Annotated in this window: 22 protein-coding genes and 3 tRNA genes; 13 read left to right on the top strand and 12 right to left on the bottom strand. The window is 70.4% G+C overall.

The window, feature by feature from the left end; genetic code table 11:
* Positions 1-58: 58 nt before the first annotated feature.
* A complete protein-coding gene (locus tag ABH936_RS13730; RefSeq protein ID WP_404603525.1) occupies positions 59-838 on the bottom strand; it encodes a CoA transferase subunit A in 780 nt (259 codons plus the stop codon).
* 123 nt (positions 839-961) lie between these two features.
* On the opposite strand from ABH936_RS13730, the gene ABH936_RS13725 reads away from it, so the two are divergent.
* Together ABH936_RS13725 and ABH936_RS13720 are read left to right on the top strand one after the other, a co-directional pair.
* On the top strand, positions 962-1,876 hold the full coding sequence (locus ABH936_RS13725; protein WP_404603524.1) for a hypothetical protein: 915 nt from the start codon (positions 962-964) through the stop codon (positions 1,874-1,876).
* A 121-nt stretch (positions 1,877-1,997) separates the two neighbouring features.
* Positions 1,998-3,092, top strand: a complete 1,095-nt coding sequence (locus ABH936_RS13720; RefSeq protein WP_006946816.1) for an NADH:flavin oxidoreductase/NADH oxidase — start codon at positions 1,998-2,000, stop codon at positions 3,090-3,092.
* Between the two features lie 92 nt (positions 3,093-3,184).
* Here ABH936_RS13720 and ABH936_RS13715 read toward each other — a convergent pair whose 3' ends face one another.
* Both ABH936_RS13715 and ABH936_RS13710 read right to left on the bottom strand, forming a co-directional pair.
* A complete protein-coding gene (locus tag ABH936_RS13715) occupies positions 3,185-5,242 on the bottom strand; it encodes an ABC transporter ATP-binding protein (protein WP_165583944.1) in 2,058 nt (685 codons plus the stop codon).
* Positions 5,239-6,978: an ABC transporter ATP-binding protein gene (locus ABH936_RS13710; RefSeq protein ID WP_038569371.1), complete on the bottom strand. Its 1,740-nt coding sequence runs from the start codon at positions 6,976-6,978 to the stop codon at positions 5,239-5,241. Before ABH936_RS13710 ends, ABH936_RS13715 begins: the two co-directional genes overlap by 4 nt.
* A 92-nt stretch (positions 6,979-7,070) precedes the next feature.
* On the opposite strand from ABH936_RS13710, the gene ABH936_RS13705 reads away from it, so the two are divergent.
* Both ABH936_RS13705 and ABH936_RS13700 read left to right on the top strand, forming a co-directional pair.
* The gene (locus ABH936_RS13705) at positions 7,071-8,282 is read left to right on the top strand and encodes an MFS transporter (protein ID WP_038569374.1); all 1,212 of its coding nucleotides are present in this window, start codon (positions 7,071-7,073) and stop codon (positions 8,280-8,282) included.
* A gap of 58 nt (positions 8,283-8,340) precedes the next feature.
* On the top strand, positions 8,341-8,967 hold the full coding sequence (locus ABH936_RS13700) for a hypothetical protein (protein WP_062256349.1): 627 nt from the start codon (positions 8,341-8,343) through the stop codon (positions 8,965-8,967).
* On the opposite strand, the gene ABH936_RS13695 is transcribed toward ABH936_RS13700, so the two are convergent.
* Positions 8,905-9,363, bottom strand: coding sequence for a hypothetical protein (locus ABH936_RS13695; protein ID WP_062256351.1), 459 nt, complete (start codon positions 9,361-9,363; stop codon positions 8,905-8,907). The two genes, ABH936_RS13700 and ABH936_RS13695, sit on opposite strands and share 63 nt — an antisense overlap.
* A gap of 220 nt (positions 9,364-9,583) precedes the next feature.
* On the bottom strand, positions 9,584-10,456 hold the full coding sequence (locus ABH936_RS13690) for a siderophore-interacting protein (RefSeq protein WP_347813540.1): 873 nt from the start codon (positions 10,454-10,456) through the stop codon (positions 9,584-9,586).
* 215 nt (positions 10,457-10,671) lie between these two features.
* Here ABH936_RS13690 and ABH936_RS13685 point away from each other — a divergent pair, with 215 nt between their 5' ends.
* The 4 genes from ABH936_RS13685 to ABH936_RS13670 all read left to right on the top strand — a co-directional run bounded on the left by ABH936_RS13685 (position 10,672) and on the right by ABH936_RS13670 (position 12,146).
* On the top strand, positions 10,672-11,718 hold the full coding sequence (locus ABH936_RS13685) for a PHP domain-containing protein (RefSeq protein ID WP_062258224.1): 1,047 nt from the start codon (positions 10,672-10,674) through the stop codon (positions 11,716-11,718).
* A gap of 167 nt (positions 11,719-11,885) precedes the next feature.
* Positions 11,886-11,961, top strand: a tRNA-Glu gene (locus ABH936_RS13680).
* Positions 11,962-11,983: 22 nt separating this feature from the next.
* Positions 11,984-12,060 (top strand) — tRNA-Asp (locus tag ABH936_RS13675).
* Between the two features lie 13 nt (positions 12,061-12,073).
* Positions 12,074-12,146 (top strand) — tRNA-Phe (locus ABH936_RS13670).
* Positions 12,147-12,335: 189 nt separating this feature from the next.
* Here the strand turns inward: ABH936_RS13670 and ABH936_RS13665 are convergent.
* Both ABH936_RS13665 and ABH936_RS13660 read right to left on the bottom strand, forming a co-directional pair.
* Entirely contained in the window at positions 12,336-13,643 is a 1,308-nt protein-coding gene (locus tag ABH936_RS13665) for an aspartate aminotransferase family protein (RefSeq protein WP_144694210.1), read from the bottom strand.
* A gap of 159 nt (positions 13,644-13,802) precedes the next feature.
* Positions 13,803-14,480, bottom strand: coding sequence for a YigZ family protein (locus tag ABH936_RS13660; RefSeq protein ID WP_144694212.1), 678 nt, complete (start codon positions 14,478-14,480; stop codon positions 13,803-13,805).
* 84 nt (positions 14,481-14,564) lie between these two features.
* Here ABH936_RS13660 and ABH936_RS13655 point away from each other — a divergent pair, with 84 nt between their 5' ends.
* Positions 14,565-14,927, top strand: coding sequence for a hypothetical protein (locus ABH936_RS13655; protein WP_074045681.1), 363 nt, complete (start codon positions 14,565-14,567; stop codon positions 14,925-14,927).
* 187 nt (positions 14,928-15,114) lie between these two features.
* Positions 15,115-15,312, top strand: a complete 198-nt coding sequence (locus ABH936_RS13650) for a DUF3073 domain-containing protein (protein WP_062258217.1) — start codon at positions 15,115-15,117, stop codon at positions 15,310-15,312.
* A 141-nt stretch (positions 15,313-15,453) separates the two neighbouring features.
* On the opposite strand, the gene purM is transcribed toward ABH936_RS13650, so the two are convergent.
* The 3 genes from purM to ABH936_RS13635 all read right to left on the bottom strand — a co-directional run bounded on the left by purM (position 15,454) and on the right by ABH936_RS13635 (position 18,728).
* Positions 15,454-16,569, bottom strand: coding sequence for a phosphoribosylformylglycinamidine cyclo-ligase (purM, locus tag ABH936_RS13645; RefSeq protein ID WP_062258216.1), 1,116 nt, complete (start codon positions 16,567-16,569; stop codon positions 15,454-15,456).
* Positions 16,570-16,655: 86 nt separating this feature from the next.
* The gene (gene purF / locus ABH936_RS13640; protein WP_144694214.1) at positions 16,656-18,278 is read right to left on the bottom strand and encodes an amidophosphoribosyltransferase; all 1,623 of its coding nucleotides are present in this window, start codon (positions 18,276-18,278) and stop codon (positions 16,656-16,658) included.
* Between the two features lie 81 nt (positions 18,279-18,359).
* Positions 18,360-18,728 carry a hypothetical protein gene (locus ABH936_RS13635; protein ID WP_115296990.1) on the bottom strand — a complete coding sequence of 123 codons (369 nt, stop codon included), beginning with the start codon at positions 18,726-18,728 and terminating at the stop codon, positions 18,360-18,362.
* Positions 18,729-18,849: 121 nt separating this feature from the next.
* Here ABH936_RS13635 and ABH936_RS13630 point away from each other — a divergent pair, with 121 nt between their 5' ends.
* On the top strand, positions 18,850-21,036 hold the full coding sequence (locus ABH936_RS13630; protein ID WP_404603523.1) for a hypothetical protein: 2,187 nt from the start codon (positions 18,850-18,852) through the stop codon (positions 21,034-21,036).
* A 252-nt stretch (positions 21,037-21,288) separates the two neighbouring features.
* On the opposite strand, the gene ABH936_RS13625 is transcribed toward ABH936_RS13630, so the two are convergent.
* Complete coding sequence (locus ABH936_RS13625) at positions 21,289-21,657, bottom strand: sterol carrier family protein (RefSeq protein ID WP_115297148.1); 369 nt, start codon at positions 21,655-21,657, stop codon at positions 21,289-21,291.
* Between the two features lie 146 nt (positions 21,658-21,803).
* On the opposite strand from ABH936_RS13625, the gene ABH936_RS13620 reads away from it, so the two are divergent.
* Both ABH936_RS13620 and ABH936_RS13615 read left to right on the top strand, forming a co-directional pair.
* The gene (locus ABH936_RS13620) at positions 21,804-22,664 is read left to right on the top strand and encodes a spermidine synthase (protein ID WP_241724997.1); all 861 of its coding nucleotides are present in this window, start codon (positions 21,804-21,806) and stop codon (positions 22,662-22,664) included.
* 49 nt (positions 22,665-22,713) lie between these two features.
* On the top strand, positions 22,714-23,583 hold the full coding sequence (locus ABH936_RS13615) for an Fpg/Nei family DNA glycosylase (RefSeq protein WP_404603522.1): 870 nt from the start codon (positions 22,714-22,716) through the stop codon (positions 23,581-23,583).
* A gap of 216 nt (positions 23,584-23,799) precedes the next feature.
* Here the strand turns inward: ABH936_RS13615 and purL are convergent, their stop codons facing one another.
* Entirely contained in the window at positions 23,800-26,145 is a 2,346-nt protein-coding gene (purL, locus tag ABH936_RS13610; protein ID WP_241724996.1) for a phosphoribosylformylglycinamidine synthase subunit PurL, read from the bottom strand.
* Between the last annotated feature and the right edge of the window lie 8 nt (positions 26,146-26,153).

Here is a 26,153-nt window from a genome sequence, read left to right as displayed (position 1 = left end):
CGTGCGCTTCTCGCACTCTCGGTCGAACGCACGCCCCCCGAACAGTCGCCCATCCATCTCAGTCACCCTCCGTCTCGCGGGTCGTGCGCTTCTCGATCCGCTTGTCGTCAGCCTGTTCGGACGTCAATTCCACGACTCGCTGCACGTAGATGCCGGGCAGGTGGACGTCGTCGGGGTGGATGTCGCCCGGCTCGACGAGCTGCTCCACCTCCGCGACGACGACGCGGCCCGCCATCGCGCACAGCGGGTTGAAGTTGCGCGCCGACAGGTTGAACACGAGATTGCCGTGACGATCACCCTTCGCCGCGCGCACGAGCGCGAAGTCCGTCGTGATGGCCTCCTCGAGCACGTACGACTTCGCGTCGTCGCCGTCACCGAAAACGCGCGTCTCCTTCGCCGGTGAGGCCTTCTCCACCGAGCCGTCGGCCGCGTACTTCCACGGCATGCCGCCGTCGGCGACCTGCGTACCCACACCCGTCGCCGTGTAGAACGCGGGGATGCCTGCGCCACCGGCGCGCAACTTCTCCGCGAGGGTGCCCTGCGGCGTCAGGTGCACCTCCAGCTCGCCCTCGAGGTACTGGCGCGCGAATTCCTTGTTCTCGCCCACGTACGACGCGATGACGGTGAGCAGGCGCCCGTCGCGCAGCAGCACGCCGAGACCCCAGTCGTCGACGCCACAGTTGTTGGAGACGACATCAAGATCCTTCGCGCCCTGCTCGTGCAGCGCCGCGATGAGGACGCTCGGGATGCCGCACAGCCCGAACCCTCCGACGGCGAGCGACGAACCGTCACCGATGTCGGCGACCGCTTCCGCGGCCGAGGCCACCACCTTGTCCATGAACCCTCCAGATCGCGCTTCGTGAGATGCAGCTCACACCATGCCGACTTCAGTTAATCATCCTTAACCGAGCCGCGGGGGGTGAGGGTTGCGACCGGCCCCGCGCGCGACGACACTTCGAGCATGACGAGCCAGCTGCGCGAGCCCCTGTACGGCCTCCTCCTCGACGTCGACGGACCCATCGCGAGCCCGGTGACGCGCACCGTGGCGATCCCGTCGATCGCCACGGATCTCGTCGCGATGGCGCGGGCGGGCGTCCCCATCGTGTTCAACACGGGTCGCTCCGACGACTTCGTCGCAGCCACCGTCATGCCCGCGCTGCTCGACGCCGGACTACCCGACGACGCGACCGTCATCGCCGTCTGTGAGAAGGGCGCGACGTGGTTCACCCCGACGCGCGCGCACCTGCGCAACGCGGGCATCCACCTGTGCGTCGACGACGCCCTGCGCGTTCCGACGGGGCTCGTCGAGTACTGCCGCAGTATCGCCCCCGATTTCGACGACGCCATGTTCTTCGACGACACGAAGAAGGCCATGGTGAGCCTCGAGGCGCACCATGGCATCGACCTCGACGTCTACCGCGAACGTCAGCACGCGTTCGATCAGCGGGTGTGGGATTACCTCGCCGAGCAGGAGATCGGCGTCGTCTGGGGTGAGCGAGAAGCGCTCAACGGCAGTGAAGACATCGCCGTCCGCATCGATCCGACGATCATCTCGACCGACATCGAGCACGCCGGGGTCGGCAAGAACGTCGGTGCCGACAAGGCGATCGAACTGCTCGCCGCGCGCGGCATCACCCCGCGCGAGTGGCGCACCCTCGGCGATTCACGCAGCGACTACGCGATGGCTGATCGTCTGCACGAGCGTGGATTCGTCGTGCGCCACGGCGACGTTCGCCCCGCCGACGGCCTGCTCGATCGCACCTACCCCGTCGAGGTCACGCCCGATCCGGCGCTGACGAACGACGCCGCCGGTGCCGCGTTCCTCACGCGATGGCGCGCCGACGTCAAGCGCGGCGAGGCATCGGCGGCGTTCTGACGGAGCGGTTCGCGGCCAGAACAACGGGCCCAGGAAATATCGCGTCCCTAACCACCGTTGTCGCATGGGCCCCACGAGGCGCGGTCCGTGGCCGCGCCCGATCCTGACGAAAGGCCCCCGCATGCCCCAGCTGTTCGAACCCCTCACCCTGCGCGACGTCGAGTTCCGCAACCGCATCTGGCTCACGCCGATGTGCCAGTACAGCTGCGAGGCGTGCGACGGTATCCCGACCGCGTGGCACTTCGTTCACTACGCGACGCGCGCCGTCGGTGGTTTCGGGCTCGTGCTGACAGAGGCCACCGCCGTCGCGCCCGAGGGGCGCATCAGCCCCCAGGACGCCGGCCTGTGGAACCACGACCAGGTGGCCGCATGGCGCCGCGTCGTCGACGCGGTCCACGCGAACGGCGCAAAGATCGGAGTCCAGCTCGCGCACGCCGGACGCAAGGCGTCGACCTACCGCCCCTTCGCGGGTGAGCCCTCCGGCAGCGTGCCCGTCGACGCAGGCGGTTGGGAGGCTCTCGGCCCGTCCGCGGTCGCCTTCGACGGTTACGCAACGCCCCGCGCCATGACGCTCGCCGACATCGACGACGTCGTGGACGCCTTCGTCGACGCCGCCCGACGCGCGGACGAGGCCGGTTTCGACGTCGTCGAGCTCCACGCGGCGCACGGCTACCTGCTGCACGAGTTCCTCTCCCCTGCCTCCAACCTCCGTGACGACGAGTACGGCGGCTCCTTCGAGAACCGCGCCCGTCTGCTGCTGCGCATCGCGACCGAGGTGCGCGCGGCCTGGCCGGAGGCGAAGCCGCTCTTCGTGCGGGTCTCGGCCACCGATTGGGCCGAGACGGGCTGGAACATCGACGAGACCGTCCGCCTCGCTCGCGAGCTGAAGTCCGTCGGCGTCGACCTCGTCGACACGAGCACCGGCGGCAACGTGCCCGCCGACATCCCCGTCGGGCCCAACTACCAGGTGCGTTTCGCGTCCGAGATCCGGCGCGGGGCCGATATTGCGACCGGAGCCGTGGGACTCATCACGGAGCCCGCGCAGGCCGAGGCGATCCTCACCGAGGGCGACGCCGACGTCGTCCTCATCGGACGAGCAGGCCTGCGCGAGCCGTACTGGCCGTTGCGCGCCGCCGCCGAACTGGGTCTGACGTGGCGCGAGACGCCGTATCCGGCGCAGTACACGCGCGGCGCGTGGGAGCACGCCCGGGGCTGAGATGCCGTCGACCGCCCCGGCCCTCGAGAACGTCGGGGCGGTCTTCCCGGCCGAAGCATGCGGACGACGACGCCGGAATCATCCGGCTCCCGTCAGGCCGGTCGCACGTCCGCTGCCTTCCCCTCGTCCGTGTCGGTCTGCGCCGCCCCGGCGAACTGTGCCTCGTACAACCGCCAGTAGGCGCCGCGCGCGGCGAGCAGATCGTCGTGCGAGCCCTGTTCGACGATGTCGCCGTTCTCCATGACGAGAATGATGTCGGCGTCACGGATCGTCGACAGTCGGTGGGCGATGACGAAGCTCGTGCGATCCTGACGCAGCGCCGCCATTGCCTGCTGGAGCGTCGCCTCCGTGCGCGTATCGACCGATGACGTCGCCTCGTCGAGGATGAGGATGTCGGGCCGCGCGAGGAAGGCGCGCGCGATGGTGATGAGCTGACGCTCACCCGTCGAGATGGAGCCGCCCTCGTCGTCGATGATCGTGTCATAGCCGTCGGGCAGTGAGTGCACGAACCGGTCGACGAACGTCGCGCGAGCGGCTTCGAGCAGTTCGTCGTCGCTCGCGTCGAGCCGCCCGTAGCGCAGGTTGTCGGCGATCGTGCCCCGGAACAGCCAACTGTCCTGCAGCACCATCCCGAAGTGGGAGCGCAACTCCTCGCGTGGCACGTCACGCACGTCGACCCCGTCGACGAGGATGCGACCCGCATCGACGTCGTAGAAGCGCATGACGAGGTTGACGAGCGTCGTCTTGCCCGCACCCGTCGGCCCGACGATGGCGACCGTCTGGCCGGGCTCGATCCGCAGGTCGAGGCCCGTGATGAGCGGCGCGTCAGGGTGGTAACCGAAGCGCACGTCATCGAAGACGACCTCTCCGCGCAGCGGCGTCGGCAGGTGCGCGTTCTCGCCGGCACCGCGCCCGCGGGCGTCGCGCGACTCCTCCGGCGCGTCGAGCACCTCGAACACGCGCTCGGCGCTCGCGACGCCGGACTGCAGCAGGTTGATCATCGACGCGATCTGCGTGACGGGCTGCGTGAACTGGCGCGAGTACTGGATGAACGCGGTGACGTCACCGAGCGTCATCTGCCCCGACGCGACGCGCACGCCGCCGATGACGCAGATCGCGACGTACTGCAGGTTGCCGACGAACATCATGATCGGCATCATCAGCCCCGACAGGAACTGCGCGCGGCGCGAGACCTCCGTCAAGGAGGCGTTCGTCGACGCGAACGCCGCCTCCACCTGCGGCCCGCGCCCGAAGACCTTGACGAGCTCGTGCGCCGTGAACGCCTCCTCGATCTGCCCGTTGAGCGTGCCCGTGTGCGCCCACTGGGCCACGTACTGCCCCTGCGAACGCTTCATGATCTGCCCGGCGACGAGCATGACGAGGGGAATGGTCAGCAGTGCGACGATCGTCAGCTGCCACGAGACCGTCAGCATCATGACGACGACGCCGAGCACCGTGCAGATCGACACGAGCAGCTGACCCGCCGACTGCTGCATCGACTGCCCGACGTTGTCGATGTCGTTCGTCACGCGCGAGAGCAGCTCGCCGCGCGGGCGCGAGTCGACATAGGCCAGCGGCACCCGCTGCAGCTTGGCGTCGACGTCGGCGCGCAGTTTCTCCACCGTCCGTTGCACGACGGTGTTGAGCAGACGCGCCTGCACGACCTGCAGCAGCGATGCGACGACGTAGAGCGCGACGACGGTGAGCAGGATCGTCGCGACACGGTCGAAGTCGATGCCCGAGCCCGGCACGAGGTCCATCGCCGCGACCATGTCGGCCATCTTCGACTGCCCCGACGCGCGCAGCGCCGCCACGGCCTGTGCCTTCGTCGAGCCCAGGGGCAGATGCATGCTCACCGAGCCCGCGAACACTGCGTCGACGGCCTTGCCGAGCACCTTCGGCGCGACGACGTTCATGACCACGGCCGTGACGCTGAGCGCCAGTACCGCGATGACGCGCAGCCGATGCGGTTTCAGCAGCCCGATGAGGCGGCGCGCGGATGCGCCGAAGTTCAGCGACTTCTCCGCGGGCGCCATCGCCGCGCCATGACCCCCGCGACGCGGCCCTCCGGCCGGCGGGCCCGGCGGGCGAGTGCCCGAGCCGGGCGATGCGGCCGATGCGGCGGGCCCCGACGGCTGACGGCGGCTCACGCCGCTCCCTCCTGACGTCCGAGCTGCGAATCGACCACCTCGCGGTACGGCGCGCACGTGGCGAGCAGTTCCTCGTGCGTGCCCATGCCGACGGCCGCGCCGTCCTCGAGGACGATGATGAGGTCGGCGTCGGTGATCGTCGAGACGCGCTGGGCGACGATGAGCACCGTCGCGTCCTTCACCTGCGGCGCGAGCGCGGCACGCAGCCGCCTGTCGGTCGCGAGGTCGAGTGCGCTGAACGAGTCGTCGAACAGGTAGATGCGGGGCTTCGCGACGAGCGCCCGAGCGATGCACAATCGCTGCCGTTGGCCACCGGAGACGTTGCTACCGCCCTGCTCGATGACGGCGTCGAGGCCGCCGTCCATTCTCTCGACGAAGTCACGCGCCTGTGCCGTCTCGAGCACGGACCACAGCTCGTCGTCGGTGGCGTCGGGTTTGCCGTAGCGAAGGTTCGACGCGACGGTGCCGGAGAACAGATAGGCGTGCTGCGGGACGAGGCCGATGCTGCCCCACAGCGCCTGCGGGTCGAGTTCGCGCACGTCGACGCCGTCGATGCGCACCGCGCCGGCCGACACGTCGAACAGTCGCGCGACGAGGCCGAGCACCGTCGACTTGCCCGAACCGGTCGAGCCGATGAGCGCGACGCGTTGGCCGGGGCGGGCGGTGAACGACAGGTCGCGCACGACAGGTTCGTCGGCGCCCGGATAGCGCATCTCGGCGTGCTCGAGTTCGACGACGCCGCGCACCCCACCGTCGGGCAGGATCGGTGACGCAGGCTCGACCACGCTCGAGCACGTGTCCAGTACCGCCGTGATGCGCTCGGCAGCCACTGCGGCACGCGGAATCATGACGAGCATGAACGTGGCCATCATGATGGCCATGAGGATCTGCATGAGATAGCTCATGTACGCCGACAGCGCGCCGATCTGCAGGTCGCCGTCACCGACGCGGTGGCCGCCGAACCACCAGACGGCGACCGTCGAGAGGTTCATGACGAGGAACACCGTCGGAAACATGAAGGCCATGAGGTTGCCGACGCGGATCTGCGCGTTCGCGAGCGCCGAGTTGGCGGCGCCGAAACGCTGCAACTCGTGCGGTTCCCGGACGAACGCACGCACGACGCGGATGCCCGACAGGTGCTCGCGCATGACCCGGTTGACGCCGTCGAGCCGCTTCTGAACCGTGCGGAACCCGGGCACCATGCGCGAGACGATGAGACCGATCGCGACGGCCAGCACCGGCACGGCGACGACCATGAGCCACGACAACCCGACGTCCTGGTGCAGCGCCATCATGACGCCGCCCACCATCATGATCGGCGCCGTCACCATGAGGTTGGCGCCCATGAGAACGAGCATCTGCACCTGCTGCACGTCGTTCGTCGAGCGCGTGATGAGCGACGGCGCGCCGAACTCGGCGACCTCGCGCGAGCTGAAGCGCTGGACGGCGCCGAAGACGCGGGCCCGCATGTCGCGTCCGGCGTTCATCGCGATGCGGGCCGAGAACCAGGCCGCGCAGATCGCGGCGCACACCTGGACGAGGCTGACGAGCAGCATCCAGCCGCCGGTGCGCCAGATGTAACCGGTGTCGGCTCGTACGACGCCGTGGTCGACGATGTCGGCGTTGAGGTTCGGCAGATACAGCGACGCGGCGACGCTGACGAGTTGCGCGGCGACGAGCCCGAGCAGCAACCGACGATGGGGCGCCAGCGCCTGACGCACGAGTGAGACGAGCACCTGCTCAGCCTAGGTGCGCCAGGACCGACAACCCCGCCAGGTAGCGGTTGTCGGCGGTTTCGGCGCCCTCACGGCGCCGGTAGCATGGGCGGGTGAGTCACGTCGGGTATTCAGGGTTGTTCGGGCTCACGGGCCGTTGGTACGTCGTCGTCGCGTTCATCGCGCGCCTGCCACTGGCTATGTCGCAACTCGGCACGCTGCTGCTCGTCGCGACGACGACCGACTCCTACACCCACGCCGGCATCTGCGCGGGAGCGCTGGCGGTGTGCAACGCCATCGGTTCGCCCTGGTTCGGTTCCCTCACCGACCGGCTCGGCCAGACGCGCATCCTTCTCGTGCAGTGCCTCGGCGGCGCGGCGGGCCTCGTCGGTGTCGTCGCCACCCGCTACTTCGACGCCCCTTGGTGGCTGACGGCCGTCGTCGCGGCGCTCGCCGGGTTCGCGCTGCCGCAGATCGGTCAGCTCGCCCGCGTGCGCTGGCGTCCCATCATCGGATCGCACGGCGCTGATGGGCGGCTCGTCACGACCGCATTCTCCTACGAGGGAGCCGCGGACGAGGCGTCGTTCGTCGTCGGCCCGATGCTCGTCGGCGCGTTCGCGGCCTTGTTCGGAACGTGGGCGCCGCTGCTCGCCGCCGCGGCGCTGCTGCTGTGGTTCGGTCTGCAGTTTGCACGTCACCCCAGCGCGTCCCTGGTGTCGCCGGCCCCGACGGGCTCGTCGCGCATACCGGTGTGGAGCGCCGCGTTCACCGTCCTGTTCGTCGCGCAGTTCCTCATCGGCAACCTGTTCGGCTCGATCCAGACCGGTACGACGATGATGACGCGCGCCGCCGGCCACGCCGAGAGCGCCGGGTTGTTCCACGCGCTGCTCGGCATCGGTTCCGTCAGCGCCGGCCTCGCGTTGGGCCGCGTGCGCCGCACCCCGGATCACGCGCGCCGGCTGCTCCTCTTCGCGACGGCCATGTGGGTGCTGTCGCTGCCGTTGCTCGCCGTCGACGGGCTGTGGGGGCTCGCAGGTGAGCTCGTCATCCTCGGCTTCGCGATCGCGCCGTACATGATCACGACGTTCACGCTCGGCGAACTCATCACCGATCGCGGGCGCCTCGCGACGGCCATGACGTTCCTCGCCGGCGCGACAGGCCTCGGCTACGCCAGCGGAGCGGGCATCGCCGGACGCCTCGTCGACGCCCACGGCGCGACGGCCGCGTTCGCCGTCACGCTGACTGCGACAAGCGTCGCCCTCGGCCTCGCCGTCGCGGCGCGCGGTTTGTTGCGGCGCGCGCAAGCGCGCGCTGCGCAGGTGTGACCAGCCGACGTCGCCGACGTGGTGGTGCCGCGTCAGCGCCTCTCGCTAGGCTGAGGTCATGCCTCGTTTCACGCTTCCCGCTCTCGACTCCCCGGCCGCGCAGGCCGCCATCTCCGCCGCGACGGCGGCCGCCACGACGCTGGTGCGTCCCGCGCGCTTCCCGCGCTGGGTGCGACGCGGCGTCGCGATGTCGTCGACGCTGACGAGCGTCGGCATGGCGATGGCGGGCGAGCGCCGTCCCGCGAGTTCCCGCCTGGCCGACTCGAACAAGGCGATCAACGTCGTCGACGGGCGCGCCACATCGTCGTCGATGAGCGACCTGGCCGCCGCCGCGACGGCCGGCATGGGCCTCGTGACGTCCGGGCTCGCGCTGCGCATCGACAAGAACGTCGAGAAGATGCTGCTCAAGCGCGGCGTGCGTCACCCGCGTCTGTGGATGGCTGTCGGAGCTGCGGCGATCAGCCTCGTCGGGCCGTACGTGACGAAGCAGATCCAGGCGTCCACGGCCCGTCTGCAGGAGAAGGCGCTGCCGAAGGAGACGCTCGAGTCGACGCTCAGCGACCCGCTCGGCACGAAGCAGAAGTCGTCTGCGCCGGCCGGTCAGATCGAGTCCGCGAACACCTCACGCCCCGCGGCCGGCGACGACGACGAGCGCAGCGAGAGCGACGAGCACACCGACCACTGAGAACACACGCGCGACGTCGGCACAGGCCGTCGCGGCACTTCGGGCAGCCCCCGCTTCGGCGAGATGCTGCCCGAAGCTCTTCTGCCACCGGGTCGTCTTCGGCGCGCCCAGCGACGTGAACGGCAGGTAGCCGAGGACGACCGCGATCGCCGCCGCATCCCCGACCCAGCGCGCCGCTCCCCCGGCGCGCACACCGAACCAGGCGCCCGTCAGTGTTGCGACGGCGGCGAGGAACGCCGAACCGTGCCACAGCAGCGCGGCCCGCCGGCCGCTGCGCGCGTCGGGGCCGAGCCGCGCCGCCATCCACGTGACGACGGACGTCCGCACCGAACGACGCGTCAGCAGGACGAGGGCCGCAGCAGCGACGACGAGCAGCAGGAGCAACCAGGACTTCACCGCGGCATTGTCTCGCGTTTCGCCGCGACCGCGCGCCGCGTTCGACGTCGTTGTCGTCGCGGACCTCGGCGTCGATCGCGCCGAGGCGATCAGTGACGCGGGGGCGAGCGCCCGGCCATCAGCGTGACCTCGACGAATGCGGACGAAAATCGCCGATGGGGACGCCGTTCGCCGTTGGGGACGAGAATCGCGGATGGGCACAGGGGGCGAGGCGCGGGGGTCAGGCGCGGTCTTGTTCCTGCTCCATCTGCTGCACGAACTCGCGCTTGCTCGACTGCCACGCGTCCTCGTCATGGCCGGGGCGCCAGTATCCGGAGATCGACGCGTGCGCACGAGCGACGCTCTTCTCGACGATGAGCAACCGGCGCATCTCCTTGATCATCTCGGCGTTGCCGTGCACGAACACGCGCAGCCCGTCGGGGGCATCACCGTCGCGCAGACCCGGCACGTCGGCTGCGGCGACGACGTCGACGAGCCCGCCGCCGTGGCTGCGCGTCTCGTCCCGGTGCACCCAGACGAGGTTCATGTGCGCCAGTGCGCGCACCGGAGGGTGCACGCTCGCGTCGGCCACCTCGAGCACGACGGTGCACGCGGCGTCCTGCGGCAGCGCATCGAGCGCCGCGGCGATCGCGGGGTAGGCCGATTCGTCGCCGACGAAGAGGTGATGAGCGGCCTCCGACTCGGGCGCCCACGCGCCGCCGGGGCCGAGGAAGCCGATGACGTCGCCCGCTCGCGCCGCAGCCGCCCAGGGCCCCGCGAGGCCGGCGTCACCGTGCACGACGAAGTCGATCGCCATCGTTCCGGCCGCGTGGTCGATCGCCCGGATCGTGTAGGTCCGCGTCACCGGCCATTCCTCACGAGGCCGCTCGGCGCGGATCTGTTCGGGGTCGAACGGCGCTGCGTAGTCGGCCCCGCGCGGCGGGAAGATGAGCTTGACGTAGGCGTCCGTCACCGGTTTCGGCTCGAGGGCGCGCAGCCCGTCCCCGCTGAAGTGGACGCGCACGAGGTCGCGGGTCAGCCGCTCGGTCTGCTCGACTCTCACGTGGGTGGGCGTTCGACGCGGGCGGGCCGGCGCTGCTTCGGTGTTCGTCACGATGTCCTCGTCTCGTCGGGGCTCCTCGGCGCCGCAGGGGCACCTCGCTGCGATCCTGATCGGCCATTTCCAGTGGCACCCACGAAGGAACGACACCGAGGCCACGCAGTGGAGCCAACCCCAAACTAAGGCTCACCTAACCTCTGGGCAAATCAGTGTCCTCGGGCAAGGCGGAGGCCCTGGGCAAGTCCGGGCGATGTTCGTACAGTGACCACATGACCGGTGCTCCCACGCCTCGCGAAGCGCTCGACCGCATCGCCTTCCTGCTCGAACGTCGCCGTGCGGGTACATACCGCGTCAAGGCGTTCCGTGGCGCCTCGCGCGCGATTGCCGCGCTCGACGAGGAGACGTTGCGCGCGAAGGCCGCCGACGGCTCCCTCGCGGACGTCTCCGGCATCGGCAAGACGACGCTCGCCGTCATCACCGAGGCACTCGACGGCCGCGTCCCGAGCTACCTCGACCAGCTGGAGGAATCGAGCCCCGAGCACCTCGTCGAGGGCGCGCAGCGTGTCATGGCCGCCGTCAAGGGCGACTGCCACACCCACTCGGACTGGAGCGACGGCGGCTCACCGATCGACGAGATGGTCATGGCAGCGATCTCCCTCGGGCGCGAGTACATCGTGCAGACCGACCACTCCCCCTCGCTGCGCGTCGCCAACGGGCTGAGTGCCGAGCGGCTGACGAAGCAGCTCGGCGTCATCGACGCGATGAACTCGGCCCTCGGGGCGACGGGCACCCCGTTCGTCCTGCTCAAGGGTATCGAGGTAGACATCAAGGAGGACGGCTCCCTCGACCAGCGCGCCGACATGCTCGACCGCCTCGACGTGCGGGTCGCGTCGGTTCACTCCAAGCTGCGTTCGGGCCCGGCTGCCATGACGAAACGCATGCTCGGCGCCATCGAGAACCCCCACACGACGATCCTCGGGCACTGCACCGGCCGCCTCGTCGACGGCGAACGCGGCGTCCGCCCACCGTCGACGTTCGATTCCAAGGCCGTGTTCGCTGCATGCGCCGAGCACCGCGTCGCCGTCGAGATCAACGCGCGCCCCGAACGCTGCGACCCGCCCGACGATCTCATCCGCGAGGCGATCGACGCCGGCTGCTACTTCTCCCTCGACTCCGACGCGCACGCGCCCGGCCAGCTCGACTTCCTCCAGTACGGCGCCGCGCGCATCGAGGAGCTCGGCGTGCCGCTCGAGCGCGTCATCACGACGTGGGACGTCGAGCGGGTGCGTACGTTCGCGCGCAAGGAGATCGCCTGAGAAGCGCCTCGACGCCGTCCGGGCCAGGCAGCGCACCGCACGCCATGCCGCCGGAATCCCCGTCATTCCGGGCGTTTTGCGTTGCCCGGCGAACGTGTACTAAAGTTACGCAAGTTCCAGCGGGGCAAACACCGGAAGGTGAGCGGCTCGCGGGAATGATTTGTGTAGTCCCCATCGTCTAGCGGCCTAGGACACTGCCCTTTCACGGCAGCGGCACGGGTTCGAATCCCGTTGGGGATACCACGCACAGATCGGCCTTTCACGAGGCCCCGTAGCGCAGTTGGTTAGCGCGCCGCCTTGTCACGGCGGAGGTCGCGGGTTCGAGTCCCGTCGGGGTCGCCATCCCTTTCCCAAGGGCCAGATAGCTCAGTTGGTAGAGCGAGCGACTGAAAATCGCTAGGTCGGCGGTTCGACCCCGTCTCTGGCCACGCTCCACCGAGAAAGCCCCCGAGATTCGTCTCGGGGGCTTTCTCGTGTTCTGCATGCCTCCCGGTTCGAGATGCCTCCCGGTTCGAGGCGCGTTCCGCGCCGCGGCACCCCGACGTTTCACCGGGCGCGAAGCTGCCTCGTTCGGCAGCGTCGCACCCGGTCGATCACCCACCGACGGCGCGTCGTCGTCAGCTCGCGGAGAGCGCCTCGTCGAGGATCGTCAGGGCCGCACGGACGTCGTCGTCGCTGACGTTGCACGGCGGCACGACGTGCAGCCGGTTCGCGGCGGCGATGACGAGCAGGCCGTTCTTCTTGCACGCGGCCGCGACGGCGGCGGCGCGCTCGACGTCGGGCGTGCGCGCGGCGTCCTTGACGAGTTCGAGCGCCCAGAACACCCCGACGCCACGCGCCTGGCCGACCGCGTCGTGCTTCTCGGCGAGCGCCTGCAGGCCGGGGCCGAGCACGTCGGAACCGATGCGGGCGGCGTTCTCGACGATGCCCTCGTCCTGCATCGCCGCGATCGTCGCGACGCCCGCCGCGCACGCGAGCGGGTGGCCGGAGTATGTGAGGCCGCCGGGGTAGGCGCGCTCGTCGAAGTGGTGGGCGATCTCGTCGCTCAGCACGACACCGCCGAGCGGCACGTACCCCGAGTTGACGCCCTTGGCGAACGTGATTAGGTCGGGCACGACATTTGCGTGCTGGTGCGCGAACCAGGCACCGGTGCGGCCGAAGCCGGCCATGACCTCGTCGGCGATGAAGATGATGCCGTACTTCGTGCAGATCTCGCGGACGCCCTCGAGGTAGCCCGGCGGCGGCGGGATGATGCCGGCCGAACCGATGACGGGCTCGAGGATGAGAGCGGCGAACGCGTCTGCGCCCTCGGAGGTGATGGTGTGCTCGAGGTGCGTCAGCGCACGCTCGCACTCCTCGTCCTCGCTCGTCGCCCAGAACTCGCTGCGGTAGAGGAACGGACCGAAGAAGTGGACGACCTCGCTCGCGCCCTTGTCGTTGGCGAAGCGGCGCGCCTCACCGGTGAGGTGGATCGACTGCGCCGTCGCGCCGTGGTAGCTGCGGTAGGCGGCGAGCAGCTTGCGACGGCCCGTCACCTCGCGCGCCATGCGGACGGCGTGCTCGTTCGCCTCGGTACCACCGTTGGTGAAGAACACCTTGTTGAGCGTGTCGGGCAGCAGGTCGCTGATCATCTTCGCCAGCTGCGAACGCTGGTCGTTGGCGTTGCTCGGCCCGATCGTGCACAGCGTCTCGGCCTGCGTCTTGATCGCCTCGACGACGCGCGGGTGCTGGTGGCCGACGTTCGTGTAGACGAGCTGGCCGGTGAAGTCGAGGTACTCGTTGCCGTCGCCGTCCCACAGGCGGGAGCCGGACGTCTTCGTCACGACCATCGGCTTCAGCGCGGCCTGCGCCGACCACGAATGGAAGACGTGGGCCCGGTCGAGTGCGTATGTTTCGTCGGGGGTCAAGGTCTTCGGTTCACTCATGGAGCCACTCTGGGGGTTCGCACGCCCACGCGCCAACCCCGTCTCAGGGCGCGGGAGACGCGCCGTGGCGCGGCAGAAGTACCGGGGCAGGTGTGGTGTCGCTGATGGGTGGCGGCCGGTGCGCCCCGAAAACGCGCGAAGGTCCGGCCGGCTGACGCCTCACCCAGGCTGGTCGGCGAGTGAGACCCAGCGCTGCCCACACTCGTCGAGGTCGGCCGAACCGCCCGTCAGGCTCGCGAGCTCGCTCTCGAGCGCTGCGCGGTCGGCCTCCGTGACGGCGAGCACCAGGCGCGCCGTTCCTGAGGCCGCGCCTTGGGCGTAGTCGACGCCCTCGACGTGCCGCCCGGCGGCTCGCAGGGCGTTCTCGACGCGGCCGACGTCGGCGATGCCGACGTCGGCCGCCATGACGAGGCGACACTCGTACGTGACGACGCGGGCCTCGGCCAGCGCGGCGCGCACGACGTCGCCGTAGGCCCGCACGAGCCCTCCGGCGCCGAGCAGCGTGCCGCCGAACCAGCGCGTCACGACGGCGACGACGTCGCTCAGACCCGAGGCGACGAGCGCCTCCAGCATCGGCGCGCCCGCCGTGCCCGACGGCTCGCCGTCGTCGTTGCTGCGCCGCACCTGACGCTGGGGGCCGAGCACGAACGCGCTGCAGTGATGACGCGCGTCCCAGTGCTGCTTACGAGCGGCCTCGACGACGGCCCGTGCGGCCACCTCCGACACTTCGTCGTCACCCGCCCCCACCGGCGTCAGTTCACACAGGAACCGCGAGTGCTTCACCTCGATCTCGGCGATGGCCGGGCCTGCGAGGGTGGTGAACCGAGACGTCGTCATGTCCGGCGACGATACCGGGCGCGATGATGCGAAACGACGACGCGGAACGTGGCGCCCCCGTCGCGCGGGCGTCAGAATGGGGGCATGACGTCGCGCCATCTGCCCGCATCCGCTCGCGCCCTCGTCGTTGGTGGCGCCTGCGTGCTCGCCGTCGCCGCGGGGTCGTCCTCACCCGCCGCCGCCATCACGCGCAGCCCGGGTGTGAGCTCGAGCAGCACCGCCGGGGCGTCCGAGGGAGCTCAGGAGTTGACCGTGCAGACCGCCACGGCCTCCCCGAGCACCGTCAAGGGGCCGACGACGCCGACGGTCGACGAGCCTGGCGACAACGAACCTGCCCTCGTCCTGGGTGGTTTCGGCCTCGGCGCGCTCGCCCTCGTGGGGACGTTCGTCGTCGCCCGACGGCGTGTCGTCGACGATCCAGGCTTGGCCACCACCCACACGGAGTGAGACCGGTCACTCATGGCCGCGCGAGGCGCCCGGCGATCCGCGTCGATGGGCGGAAATCAACGCACCTGAGGTAGCGTTACCCCCACGACAGAAACTTAGGATCCCCAGGGCCCTCCGCCTGACGTCCGCACGCCCGCGTGCGGGGTGATGACGGCCGCCCTGGCAACACGACAGAGGGGGTCTCGCCATGGGGCGCGGCCGGGCCAAAGCCAAGCAGACCAAGGTTGCACGCGAGCTCAAGTACTTCTCGCCGGACACCGACCTCAGCGCGTTGGAGCGAGAGCTCCGTGCCTCGCGCAGCGCGAACGAAACGCGTCAGGCGCAAGCCGACGACGAGGGCGACGAGTATGACCGCTATTCCAAGTGGGCGTCGGACGACGCCTGACCACGACGGGCGCGCAACCCGCTTTTTCTTGAGTTGACGTGAACGAGAGCCTCCATCCCATCGGGACGGAGGCTCTCGTCGTGCTGACTTCTGCGTGGGCCGCCGCCGAGCTCGAGGGGCTCGAGCGCCCGTGCTCACGCGTCAGGCGTAGCTGCCCACGATCTGGCAGGCGCCGGCGTCGACGCCCTTGGCGCCGGAGATGATCTCTGCCTCTGCGGCGTCGAGGTTCTCGGTGCGTGCGATATCGCCCATGCGCCATGCGGGCAGGTCGAGTTCGGCGCACACCTCGATGGCCGTCGCGGCCTGCTCGGCGGGCAGCACGGCGACGAAGCCGACGCCCATGTTGAGGGTGCGTTCGATGTCGTCCTGGGGCACGTTGCCGACGCGCTGGGTGACGTCGAAGACGGCCGGCGGCGTCCACGTCGAACGCTCGATGCGCGCGCCCATGCCCTTGGGCAGGACGCGGGCGACGTTCGCCGCCAGGCCCCCGCCTGTGACGTGGGACAGTGCGTGGATGTCGACGCCGTCGGTGCGGATGAGGCGCAGCAGGTCAGCAGCGTAGACCCGCGTCGGTTCGAGCAGCTCCTCCCCCAGCGTGCGACCGAACTCCTCGACGTGCTTGTCGTAGCCCCACCCGGCGCTCGCGTAGACCTTGCGCACGAGCGAGTAGCCGTTGCTGTGCAGGCCGCTCGCGGCGAGGCCGAGGACGACGTCACCTTCGCGCACCGACTCGGGAAGGATGAGATCGGCCTTGTCGACGACGCCCGTCGCGGCGCCCGCGACGTCGTACTCGTCCGCGGCGAGCAGGCCCGGGTGCTCGGCCGTCTCCCCACCGATGAGGGCGACGTTCGCCTGACGGCATGCCGCTGCGATGCCCTTGACGATGGCCGCGATGCGCTCGGGCACCACCTTGCCGGTCGCGATGTAGTCGGTCATGTAGAGCGGCTCCGCGCCGCACACGACGATGTCGTCGACGACCATGCCGACGAGGTCGAACCCGATCGTGTCGTGTGTGTCGAGCGCCTGCGCGATCGCGACCTTCGTGCCGACGCCGTCCGTCGACGTCGCGAGGATCGGGTGCTCCATGCGCGCGAGGACGGAGGCGTCGAACAGCCCCGCGAACCCGCCGAGGCCGCCGAGCACCTCGGGGCGCTGGGCCTGCTTGACGGAGGCCTTCATCAGTTCGACGGCCTTGTCGCCGGCCTCGACGTCGACGCCGGCGCCGGCGTAGGTGATGGGTTCGTTGTGCTGGGTCATCGTCGTCCTTCGAAGTGCGAGGTCACGGTGCGGGCGCGGCGCCGCCGTCAGGGCTGCGGCGGCGCGGGAGGATCGAGAGGCGTCGGTCAGTTCGACGTGTGCCGACGGACCGGGCTGACGGCGGCGCCCCCGGCGTGCGAGACGCCGTCGGGGTTGGTGCGGGCGAGGTCGATCGACTCGTCCTGGCCGAGGTCGGCCGTGCCGACCGTCGTCGGATCGACGCCGCCGAACTCGACAGGCAGCTGCAGCTCGAGCAGGCCCTTGCCGAGGCGATCCTCAGCGGGCAGCTCGACGGGGTAACGGCCCGTGAAGCACGCGGTGCACAGGTTCTCGCGCGGCTGCCCGGTGGCGGCGATCATGCCGTCCTCGCTGATGTAACCGAGCGAGTCGGCACCGAGAGACGTCGCGATCTCGTCGACGACGAGGCCGTTGGCGATGAGTTCGGCGCGCGTCGCGAAGTCGATGCCGTAGAAGCACGGCCAGCGCACCGGCGGGCTCGAGATGCGCACGTGCACCTCGGCCGCGCCGGCCTCGCGCAGCATCCGCACGAGGGCGCGCTGGGTGTTGCCGCGCACGATCGAGTCGTCGATGACGACGAGGCGCTTGCCCTTGATGACGGGCTTGAGCGGATTGAGCTTGAGGCGGATGCCGAGCTGGCGGATCGTCTGGCTCGGCGCGATGAACGTCCGCCCGACGTAGGCGTTTTTCACCAGGCCCATGCCGTACGGAATCCCGGACTCCTCGGCGTACCCGATCGCGGCGGGCGTCCCGGATTCCGGCGTCGGCATGACCATGTCGGCGTCGACGGGGAACTCACGCGCGAGCTGACGGCCCATCTCGACGCGGCTCTCGTAGACCTCGCGGCCGGCGATCGTCGTGTCGGGACGGGCGAGGTAGACGTACTCGAAGACGCAGCCCTTCGGCTCGGGCTCGGCGAACGTCGTCGAGCGCAGACCGTCCGCGTCGATGGCGATCATCTCGCCCGGCGCGACCTCGCGCACGTAGCTGGCGCCGACGATGTCGAGCGCCGCCGTCTCGCTCGCGACGACCCAACCGCGCTCCAGACGGCCGATGACGAGCGGGCGGATGCCCTGCGGGTCACGCGCGGCGTAGAGCGTGTTCTCGTCCATGAAGACGAAGCAGAACGCGCCCCGCAGGTGAGGCAGCAGGGCGAGGGCCGTCTTCTCGAGGCTCGTGTCGAACTGAGCGCCGAGCAGCGCCGTCACGAGCGCGGTGTCGGTGGTGTTGCCGCGACGCAGCTCGCCGAGCGTGTTGCCGAGCTCGCCGTGAATCTCCTCGAGCTTCTCGCGCAGCTCGGCGGAGTTGATGAGGTTGCCGTTGTGCGCGAGCGCCACGGTGCCCGCCTCGGTGTCACCGAGCGTCGGCTGCGCGTTCTCCCAGGTGGAACCACCCGTCGTCGAGTACCGGCAGTGGCCGATCGCGAGGTGGCCGCGCAGGGAGGCGAGGCTCGTCTCGTCGAACACCTGGGAGACGAGGCCCATGTCCTTGTAGACGAGCAGGCTCTTGCCGTCGCTCGTCGCGATACCTGCCGACTCCTGGCCGCGGTGCTGCAGCGCGTACAGGCCGTAGTAGGTGAGTTTCGCGACCTCTTCACCCGGTGCCCAGACCCCGAAGACGCCACATGCGTCCTGGGGGCCCTTCTCGCCGGGAAGGATGTCGTGTGAGAGTTTGCCGTCGCCGCGTGCCACAGACATCAGTCTTTCACGACCTGAGCCGCAGCGTGCATCGTGCGAGCAGCCGGGCGCCGGGGCGCAGGACGCGTACGGGCGTCAGGAACGACGGTCGGCGACGACGAACGCGAGGCCGCCGAGCAGCGTGCCGAGGGCACCGAACAGGACGACGAGGTAACCGGTCGACGACGACGCCGTGTAGTTGCCGCCGTCACCGCCGTCGAGGGATACGAAGAGGCCCGCGAGGGCTCCGATGACGGCGCCCGTCAGCAGGAACGGCATGACGCGGGGCGCACGACGCACACGAGCGAGGGGCACGCCGTCGCGGTTCATGGCCGGACGTTCGTCGGCGCGCGCCTCGTCATGGGCCGGGCGTGGGGCCTCGGACGCCGGGCGGGCGTCGTCACGGGTGTCGTGGCGGCTCTCGTCGCGCTCGGCGGTTTCGGTGCGGGGTTCAGGCGTGCTCACCCCACCACGGTAGCAACGCCCGCGGGCGCATCACGACGCGGTAAATCCCGGCCCGGCGCAAGTGACTCGGCGGTAGGGTGGCCACAGAAATGTGTGCTCGTACGACTGATGGGACGCGACCGTGAAGTGGTTCATCCTCGAAAACGTCATCCTGCTGTTGGCTCTGATCGCCTACCTGCTCATGCGCGACCCGAAGAAGGGCGCGCCGAAGCGCCCGGGTTCGGTCGGCGTCCACGGAGTGAACGGCAAGAACAAGATCGGCCGTGACGACTCCGTCGACGAGAGCGTCGAGACGCCTGACGCGAAGGCCGCGGCCACCTCCGAACTCGAGGAGAAGCCTGCGAAGGGTGCCGCGAAGACGGCCGACGAGGTGAAGACCGGCGCACCGAAGAACGAGACGGCCAAGCAGCAGCCGGCCGCCCAGGACGCGCCCGCGAAGGCGGAGGCTCCCGCGCCGAAGAACGCGCCGTCCAACGGCCAGAAGGCTGCCGCGGCCGGTGCTGCGGCGTCTGCCGGTGGCGCTGCGTCGGCAGCGGCCGACGACTGGGATGCCGCCCCGGCTCCTGCTCCTGAGACACCCGCCGCGCCCGCCGCATCGAGTGGTGACGACTGGGACGCCCCCGCTCCGGCTCTCGACGCGACCGCTGCCCCGGCCGCGCCGGCTCAGGCTGCGCCCGCCGCGCCCGCCGCATCTGGCGGCGACGACTGGGACGCCCCCGCCCCCGCTCTGGACGACTCCGCCCCTGCCGCCGCTGCGCCTGCCGCGTCCGGTGGTGACGACTGGGACGCTGCTCCCCCGGTTCTCGATGACGCGGCGGCTGCCGCACCGCAGCAGACCCCGGAAGCCGTCCAGACACCGCAGGCCACGCCTGCGACCTCCGGCGGAGACGACTGGGACGCCCCGCCGCCCGCACTCGACGACTCGGCTCCGGCCGCCCAGCCGCAGCAGACACCCGAAGCCACCCAGGCACCGCAAGCCGCACCCGCCGCCTCCGGTGGCGACGACTGGGACGCTGCTCCCCCGGCTCTCGACGACTCCGCTCCCGCCACCGCTGCGCAGCCGCAGGCAGCTGCCCCGGCAAGCGATCCGGCCCAGGCCGAGACCCCCGCGCCGGCCCAGGACACGGCGACGAGCCAACCTGCCGCGGCCCCGACACCCGCACCGGCGTCGTCGGGTGGCGATGACTGGGGAACGGAGCCGCTGCCGCTCGACCAGCTCGACTCGCTCGCCCCGGCAGCGCCCGCAGCGACGGACGAGAAGGCTGCCCCTGCGGCCGCGTCCACCGCTGCTGACTCGACCCCGAGCACCCCGGCTGCTCCCGAAGCTGACGGCGAGAAGGCCGCTGCCGAAGCAGCATCCACCCCGGCGGCGGACTCGACGTCGACTCAGGCCGCGTCGACGAGCACGAACGACACGACGACTGACGCCGCCACACGCCCGTCTGAACAGGCCGCTGACACCACCGACCACGGCACGTCCGGTGCTGCGGTTGCGGCCGGTGTCGCGGGAGGGGCGGCCGCCGCTGCCGCGATGGCATCGGGCCGCTCGTCGGACGACACGGCGACCGACGCGTCGAACCGTTCCGCGGAAGCCGACTCGACCGCGACGCAGACGCAGTCCAAGCACGCGGGCTCGGGAGCGCCGGACGCCACCATGTCGGCACCCGCCACGACCCCTGCTGCGCCGAAGCCCTCGGGCGGCGACGACTGGGGCACCGAGCCGCTGCCGCTGGACCAGCTTGACCAGTTCGCTCCGGCGACGACCGACGCGGCCGCAGCGCCTGCGGAGTCGGCCGGTGTCGGTGTGAGCGAGCCCGTCGCCGACCCGTCCACGTCGACGACCGGCGCTGCGTCGAACGCAGCCACGACGACGGTGGCACAGCCGTCGGCGTCCGAGGATGCCGCGAGCGCCTCGCAGACGGCGGTCGAGGCCGACGGACGCACCGACGACGCCGCTCAGCCACTGCAGGACTTCACGTCCGACGAGCTGGCTCACGACACGGCTTCATCGAGCGAGTCGGGGCAGTCGCCGCAGGGCGCCGGTTCGCCGTTGCAGGCTGCTCCCACGGCGGCTGAGGTCTCGGCTGCCGAGGTGGCTGACGGTCCGTTCGGTCCTGGCTCGGCCGAACCCAACGAGGACGGTTCGGCGCCGTCGCCGGCGTACACGATCAAGGGCAACGCGGACACGATGCTGTTCCACACGCCCGACAGCCCGAGCTACGAGCAGACCGAGGCCGAGGTGTGGTTCACAAGCGTGGACGCCGCCAAGGCCGCGATGTTCCGCCACTGGGACCCCGCCCAGCGCTGATCGACTCAGCTCCTGAAGATGGCCGCTCACCTCGAAGGTGGGCGGCCATCGCCGTCCTCGGCCGCCTGACCGAGCCCTTCGGCACCCTGCGCGCGTCCGCACACGCTCTCGATGGCGAGTAGCTCACACGTCGGCAGGTAACTGCCCGCCGACCTGTGAGTTACCCGCCATCCTCCAGGCTCCGTTTGCCTCGCGGGCGGGGCGGGGCCGCGGCCGGCGCTGCTGGCCGGCCCGGCACCGTTGCGAGTCCCGTCAGGCTGGGACGAGCGGCAGTTGGGCCGAGACGTCGGCGCGCTGCCCCGACGTGCGCAGGCGCCCCTCGGCGCGGGCGGCGTCCCACGTCAGGCGGCCGGTGGCGAGTTCGAGCCAGGTGACGGCGTCGGTCTCGATGACGTTCGGGGGCGTGCCGCGCGTGTGGACCGGGCCCTCGATGCACTGGACGGCGCCGAACGGCGGCACGCGCACCTCGACGGTGCGGCCGGGCACCTGGATACCGAGCTCTTCGAGCGTGTAGCGCACGGCGAGGGCGGTGGTGGGTCGTGCCGTGTCAGCGGGGTTCGCGGCCCAGTCGAGGACGGCGGCGCGACCCGCTTCTGGCGCGATGCGGCGACGAGGTGGCATGCGCCCCATCCTAGGGGCGCCTTCTCCTTCCGCGATTCTCGTTCCCATCGGCGAACCACCGACACATCGGCGATTCCTGTCCACCTTCGCGATTCCTGTCCCCATCGGCGATCTTCGTCCACATTCGCACCGCCTACATTGGTCGCATGGCTCGCCGACGCATCCCCACGACTGCCCCTGAGACCGCCGCCGGCGACCCCTTCGAGTTCATCACCGACGAGCGCGGCGGCGTCACCGTCATGCGCGACGGGCACCCACAGTCGCACGTCCACCCGGACGATCCGACGCTGCTGGAGTTCGAGTACGTCCAGCACTTCGCGCTCGTGCTCGACGCGCTGACGCCGCCCGCGCCGTCCCTGCTCGGCGTCACGCACGTCGGCGGCGCAGGGCTGACGCTGGCACGCTACGTCGAGGCGACCCGCCCCGGTTCGCCGCAGATCGTCCTCGAGCCCGACGTCCGCCTCACCGACGCCGTCCGTCGCGAACTGCCGCTGCCCCGCGCGCATCGCATCCGGGTACGGCCGGCTGACGGCGCCTCGGGCGTCGTAGCTCTCAAGGACGACTCGGCCGACGTCATCGTCCTCGACGCATTCGCCGACGGACGCGTGCCGGCCGAGCTCGTCAGCCCGACGTTCGCGGCCGACGTCGCGCGTGTGCTCAAGCCGGGTGGCGTGTTCATCGCCAATCTCGCCGACGAGCCAGGGTTCGCGTGGACCTCACGCGCCGCCGCGACGTTCACCGCCGTGCTGCCACACGCCGTCATCGTCGGGGCGCACGAGGTGCTCAAGGGCAAGCGCTTCGGCAACGTCGTGCTGGCCGCGTCGGCCGACTCCAGCGCCCTCGACCTCGACGCCGTCACCCGCGCCGCCGCTCGTGCGCCCCTGCCGACGGGCGTCCGGCGCGGCGCCGAGCTGGCACGGATGTTGCGGGCGGCCGCCCCTTTCACCGACAACGACGCGGCACGCTCCCCCGTCCCGCCGCAGCTCGGTGCGTGGCGAGTGCGCTGACGCTGCGAGCGTGACACGATCGGCTGCACCGCCACGACGAAGGAGAACGATGCCCGAGGGCCACGTCACGCACCGCATCGCGGGGATGATGAACGACAACTTCGCTGGGCGAATCATCAAATCTTCCTCTCCCCGGGGCCGATTCGCCGAAAGCTCCGCGCGCATCGACGGCCGTGCCTTCGATCACGCCGAGGCCTACGGCAAGCACATGCTCGTCGCGTTCGAAGGGCTCGACGAGCGCGTCAACATCCACCTCGGTCTGCTCGGAAAGTTCTTCTGGACGTACGGTGTCGAGCCCGTCGAGGCGCCGATCACCGGCGCCATCCGGTGGCGTCTCGGAGCATCGTCCGACGACGGTGATGCGCGCGGCAGTGTGGTCATGGATCTGAGTGGACCCAACGTCTGCGCGCTCAAGACGCCGGACGAGGTGGCGGCGATCGTCGGCAAGCTCGGGCCCGACCCGTTGCGCGTGGACGCCGACCCTGATGTCGCGTGGGTGCGGATCCGCCGCACGTCGACGCCGATCGCTGCGCTGCTCATGGACCAGAAGGTGTTCAACGGCGTCGGCAACATCTACCGAGCCGAGGTGCTCTTCCGCCACGGCCTCGACCCGAAGATGCCGGGGAAGTTCTTGCGCCGCACCGAGTTCGACGCGATCTGGGCGGACCTCGTCGCGCTCATGCCGCTCGGGGTACGCGACGGCCGCATCGACACCGTCCGCGACGAACACTCGCCCGAGACCATGGGGCGTGATCCGCGCGTCGACAAGCACGGCGGCGAGGTCTACGTCTATCGACGCGCGGGGCAGCCGTGCCTCGTCTGCGGCACGCCCGTGGCACTCGAGGAGTTCGCGGGCCGCAACCTGTTCTGGTGCCCGCGCTGCCAGCCGCGTCACCGCCGTCGCACGCCCAACCCGTGAGGGTCGCAATCCCGCATGGCCGAGTTTCGGACCCCGACTCGCCGGTTGAGAGCCGCAATCTGGCATGGCAGAGTTTCAGCCCCAATCCGAGCAGCCGAGCCGAGATGGGGCACACGCCCGGACCGCACCTCGTGAACACGTCGAGAGGCCCATTCCTGGTTCCAGGAATGGGCCTCTCGAACGAGCGCGCACCAACCGTCAGCGATGCGCAGGCCGTCAGCCGAAGATCTTTCGCAGCGGCACCTGGTGCGTCTCGGAGAGCTCGGCGACCGGGATCGAGAACAGGTCGCCGACGGCGAGCGCGCCGCCACCCGTCTCGCCGATCTTCGCTGCGGCTACACCGGCCTTCGACGCGAGCGCCTCGAACGCCTCGACGTGCTCCGGTGCCACCGCGACGAGGGCGCGACCGGCCGACTCGGAGAACAGCGACACGAACGCGTTGTCGGTGAACGACACCGACGCACCGACACCATGACGCATGACGCCTTCAGCCAACGCGACCGCGAGACCGCCGGATGACAGGTCGTGAGCCGCGGCGAGCAGGCCGTCACGGGCACCGTCGATGAGCACCGACGCGAGCGCCTTCTCGTTCTCGAGGTGCACCATCGGCGGCAGGCCCCCGAGGTGGCTGTGCACGACGCCGGCCCATTCGGAGCCGTCGAGCTCGTCCCGCGTCTCGCCGAGCACGTAGAGCGCGAGGCCCGCATCCTTCCACGCCGACGGCGTGCGCTTGCTGACGTCGTCGAGCACGCCGAGGACGGCGACGACGGGCGTCGGGTGGATCGCGACGTCACCCGTCTGGTTGTAGAACGACACGTTGCCGCCCGTCACGGGAGTGCCGAACGCGCGGCACGCCTCGATGATGCCGTCGACGGCCTGGCTGAACTGCCACATGACGCCCGCGTCCTCGGGCGAGCCGAAGTTGAGGCAGTCGGAGACGGCGAGCGGCGTCGCGCCGGCGGCCGCGACGTTGCGGTACGCCTCCGCGACGGCGTGCTGCGCGCCGATGAACGGGTCGAGCTTCGCGAAACGGCCGTTGCAGTCCGTCGAGAGCGCGACGCCGAGCCCGGTGCCCTCGTCGACGCGCACGACGCCGGCGTCGTCAGGCATGGCGAGCGCCGTGTTGCCCATGACGTAGCGGTCGTACTGGTCGGTGATCCACGACTTGTCGGCGATGTTCGGCGAACCCAGCACCTGCAGCAGCTGCGCGCGCAGCTCGTGGCCCGACGCCGGTCGGCGCAGCAGCGACGACACGTCGTCCTGCATCGCGTCGAGGTACTCGGGTCGCGCGAGCGGGCGCTCGTAGACCGGCCCGTCGTGCGCGACGGAGCGCGGCGGCACGTCGACGACGACGTCGCCATGCCAGGTGATGACGAGGTTCTCACCGTCGGTGACCTCGCCGAGGACGACGGCCTCGACGTCCCACTTCTCGGCGATCGCCATGAACGCGTCGAGCTTGTCTGGCGCGACGACGGCCATCATGCGCTCCTGCGACTCGGACATGAGGATCTCCTCGGCCCGCAGCGAGCTGTCGCGCAGCGGCACGCGGTCGAGTTCGATGTGCATGCCGCCGTCACCGGCGGAGGCGAGTTCGGATGTCGCGCAGGACAATCCGGCGCCCCCGAGATCCTGGATGCCCTCGACGACGCCCGCGGCGTACAGGTCGAGGCAGCACTCGATGAGGACCTTCTCGGCGAAGGGGTCGCCAACCTGGACGGCCGGTCGCTTCGTCGGCCCTTCGGAGTCGAACGTCTCGGAGGCGAGCACGGAGACACCGCCGATGCCGTCGCCACCCGTCTTGGCGCCGAACAGCACGACCTTGTTGCCCTGGCCTGCGGCCTTGGCGAGGTGCAGATCCTCGTGGCGCAACTTGCCGACGCACAGCGCGTTGACGAGCGGGTTGCCCTGGTAGCAGTCGTCGAACACGACCTCGCCACCGATGTTCGGCAGGCCGAGGCAGTTGCCGTAGCCGCCGATGCCGGCGACGACGCCGGGCAGGACACGCGCGGTGTCGGGGTGGTCGAGCGCGCCGAAGCGCAGCGGATCCATGACGGCGATCGGGCGAGCACCCATCGCCATGATGTCGCGGACGATGCCGCCGACGCCGGTCGCGGCGCCCTGGTAGGGCTCGATGTAGCTCGGGTGGTTGTGGCTCTCGACCTTGAAGGTGACGGCCCAGCCCTGACCGATGTCGATGACGCCGGCGTTCTCGCCGATGCCGGCGAGCTGCTTGCCGCGCGGCGTCTCGCTCGGCAGGTCGCCGAAGCGGCGCAGGTGCGTCTTCGACGACTTGTACGAGCAGTGCTCGCTCCACATGACGGAGTACATCGCGAGTTCGGCGCTCGTCGGGCGACGCCCGAGGATCTCGCGGATGCGTGCGTACTCGTCGTCCTTGAGGCCGAGTTCGGCCCACGGCTGCTCGACGTCGGGCGTCGCCTCGGCCTTGCTCACCGTGTCGAGGCCGTCCGTCTTCGGCGCGGCGATGATCTGGCTGTCGGCGCTGAAGCCCTCTTCGGCAGCGGCGAGCTGGCCCGGCTCCGGGCTCGTGTTCATCTCAGTCATCAGTGCTG

Origin of the sequence: Dermacoccus sp. GAS27A (assembly GCF_044909235.1) — a bacterium.
Classification (GTDB): domain Bacteria; phylum Actinomycetota; class Actinomycetes; order Actinomycetales; family Dermatophilaceae; genus Dermacoccus; species Dermacoccus nishinomiyaensis.
The sequence above is the reverse complement of the archived record's forward strand: the minus strand, read 5'-3'. Positions and strand labels throughout refer to the sequence as shown.

What these genes read in the sequence shown, in the direction of transcription:
- ABH936_RS13720 (WP_006946816.1), top strand. Translation starts at nt 1,998, where the DNA reads ATGCCCCAGCTGTTCGAACCCCTCACCCTGCGCGACGTCGAGTTCCGC.
- ABH936_RS13650 (WP_062258217.1), top strand. Translation starts at nt 15,115, where the DNA reads ATGGGGCGCGGCCGGGCCAAAGCCAAGCAGACCAAGGTTGCACGCGAG.
- ABH936_RS13730 (WP_404603525.1), bottom strand. Translation starts at nt 838, where the DNA reads ATGGACAAGGTGGTGGCCTCGGCCGCGGAAGCGGTCGCCGACATCGGT.
- ABH936_RS13615 (WP_404603522.1), top strand. Translation starts at nt 22,714, where the DNA reads ATGCCCGAGGGCCACGTCACGCACCGCATCGCGGGGATGATGAACGAC.
- ABH936_RS13700 (WP_062256349.1), top strand. Translation starts at nt 8,341, where the DNA reads ATGCCTCGTTTCACGCTTCCCGCTCTCGACTCCCCGGCCGCGCAGGCC.
- ABH936_RS13665 (WP_144694210.1), bottom strand. Translation starts at nt 13,643, where the DNA reads ATGAGTGAACCGAAGACCTTGACCCCCGACGAAACATACGCACTCGAC.
- ABH936_RS13685 (WP_062258224.1), top strand. Translation starts at nt 10,672, where the DNA reads ATGACCGGTGCTCCCACGCCTCGCGAAGCGCTCGACCGCATCGCCTTC.
- ABH936_RS13620 (WP_241724997.1), top strand. Translation starts at nt 21,804, where the DNA reads ATGGCTCGCCGACGCATCCCCACGACTGCCCCTGAGACCGCCGCCGGC.
- ABH936_RS13660 (WP_144694212.1), bottom strand. Translation starts at nt 14,480, where the DNA reads ATGACGACGTCTCGGTTCACCACCCTCGCAGGCCCGGCCATCGCCGAG.
- purL (WP_241724996.1), bottom strand. Translation starts at nt 26,145, where the DNA reads ATGACTGAGATGAACACGAGCCCGGAGCCGGGCCAGCTCGCCGCTGCC.
- ABH936_RS13725 (WP_404603524.1), top strand. Translation starts at nt 962, where the DNA reads ATGACGAGCCAGCTGCGCGAGCCCCTGTACGGCCTCCTCCTCGACGTC.
- purM (WP_062258216.1), bottom strand. Translation starts at nt 16,569, where the DNA reads ATGACCCAGCACAACGAACCCATCACCTACGCCGGCGCCGGCGTCGAC.
- ABH936_RS13655 (WP_074045681.1), top strand. Translation starts at nt 14,565, where the DNA reads ATGACGTCGCGCCATCTGCCCGCATCCGCTCGCGCCCTCGTCGTTGGT.
- ABH936_RS13625 (WP_115297148.1), bottom strand. Translation starts at nt 21,657, where the DNA reads ATGCCACCTCGTCGCCGCATCGCGCCAGAAGCGGGTCGCGCCGCCGTC.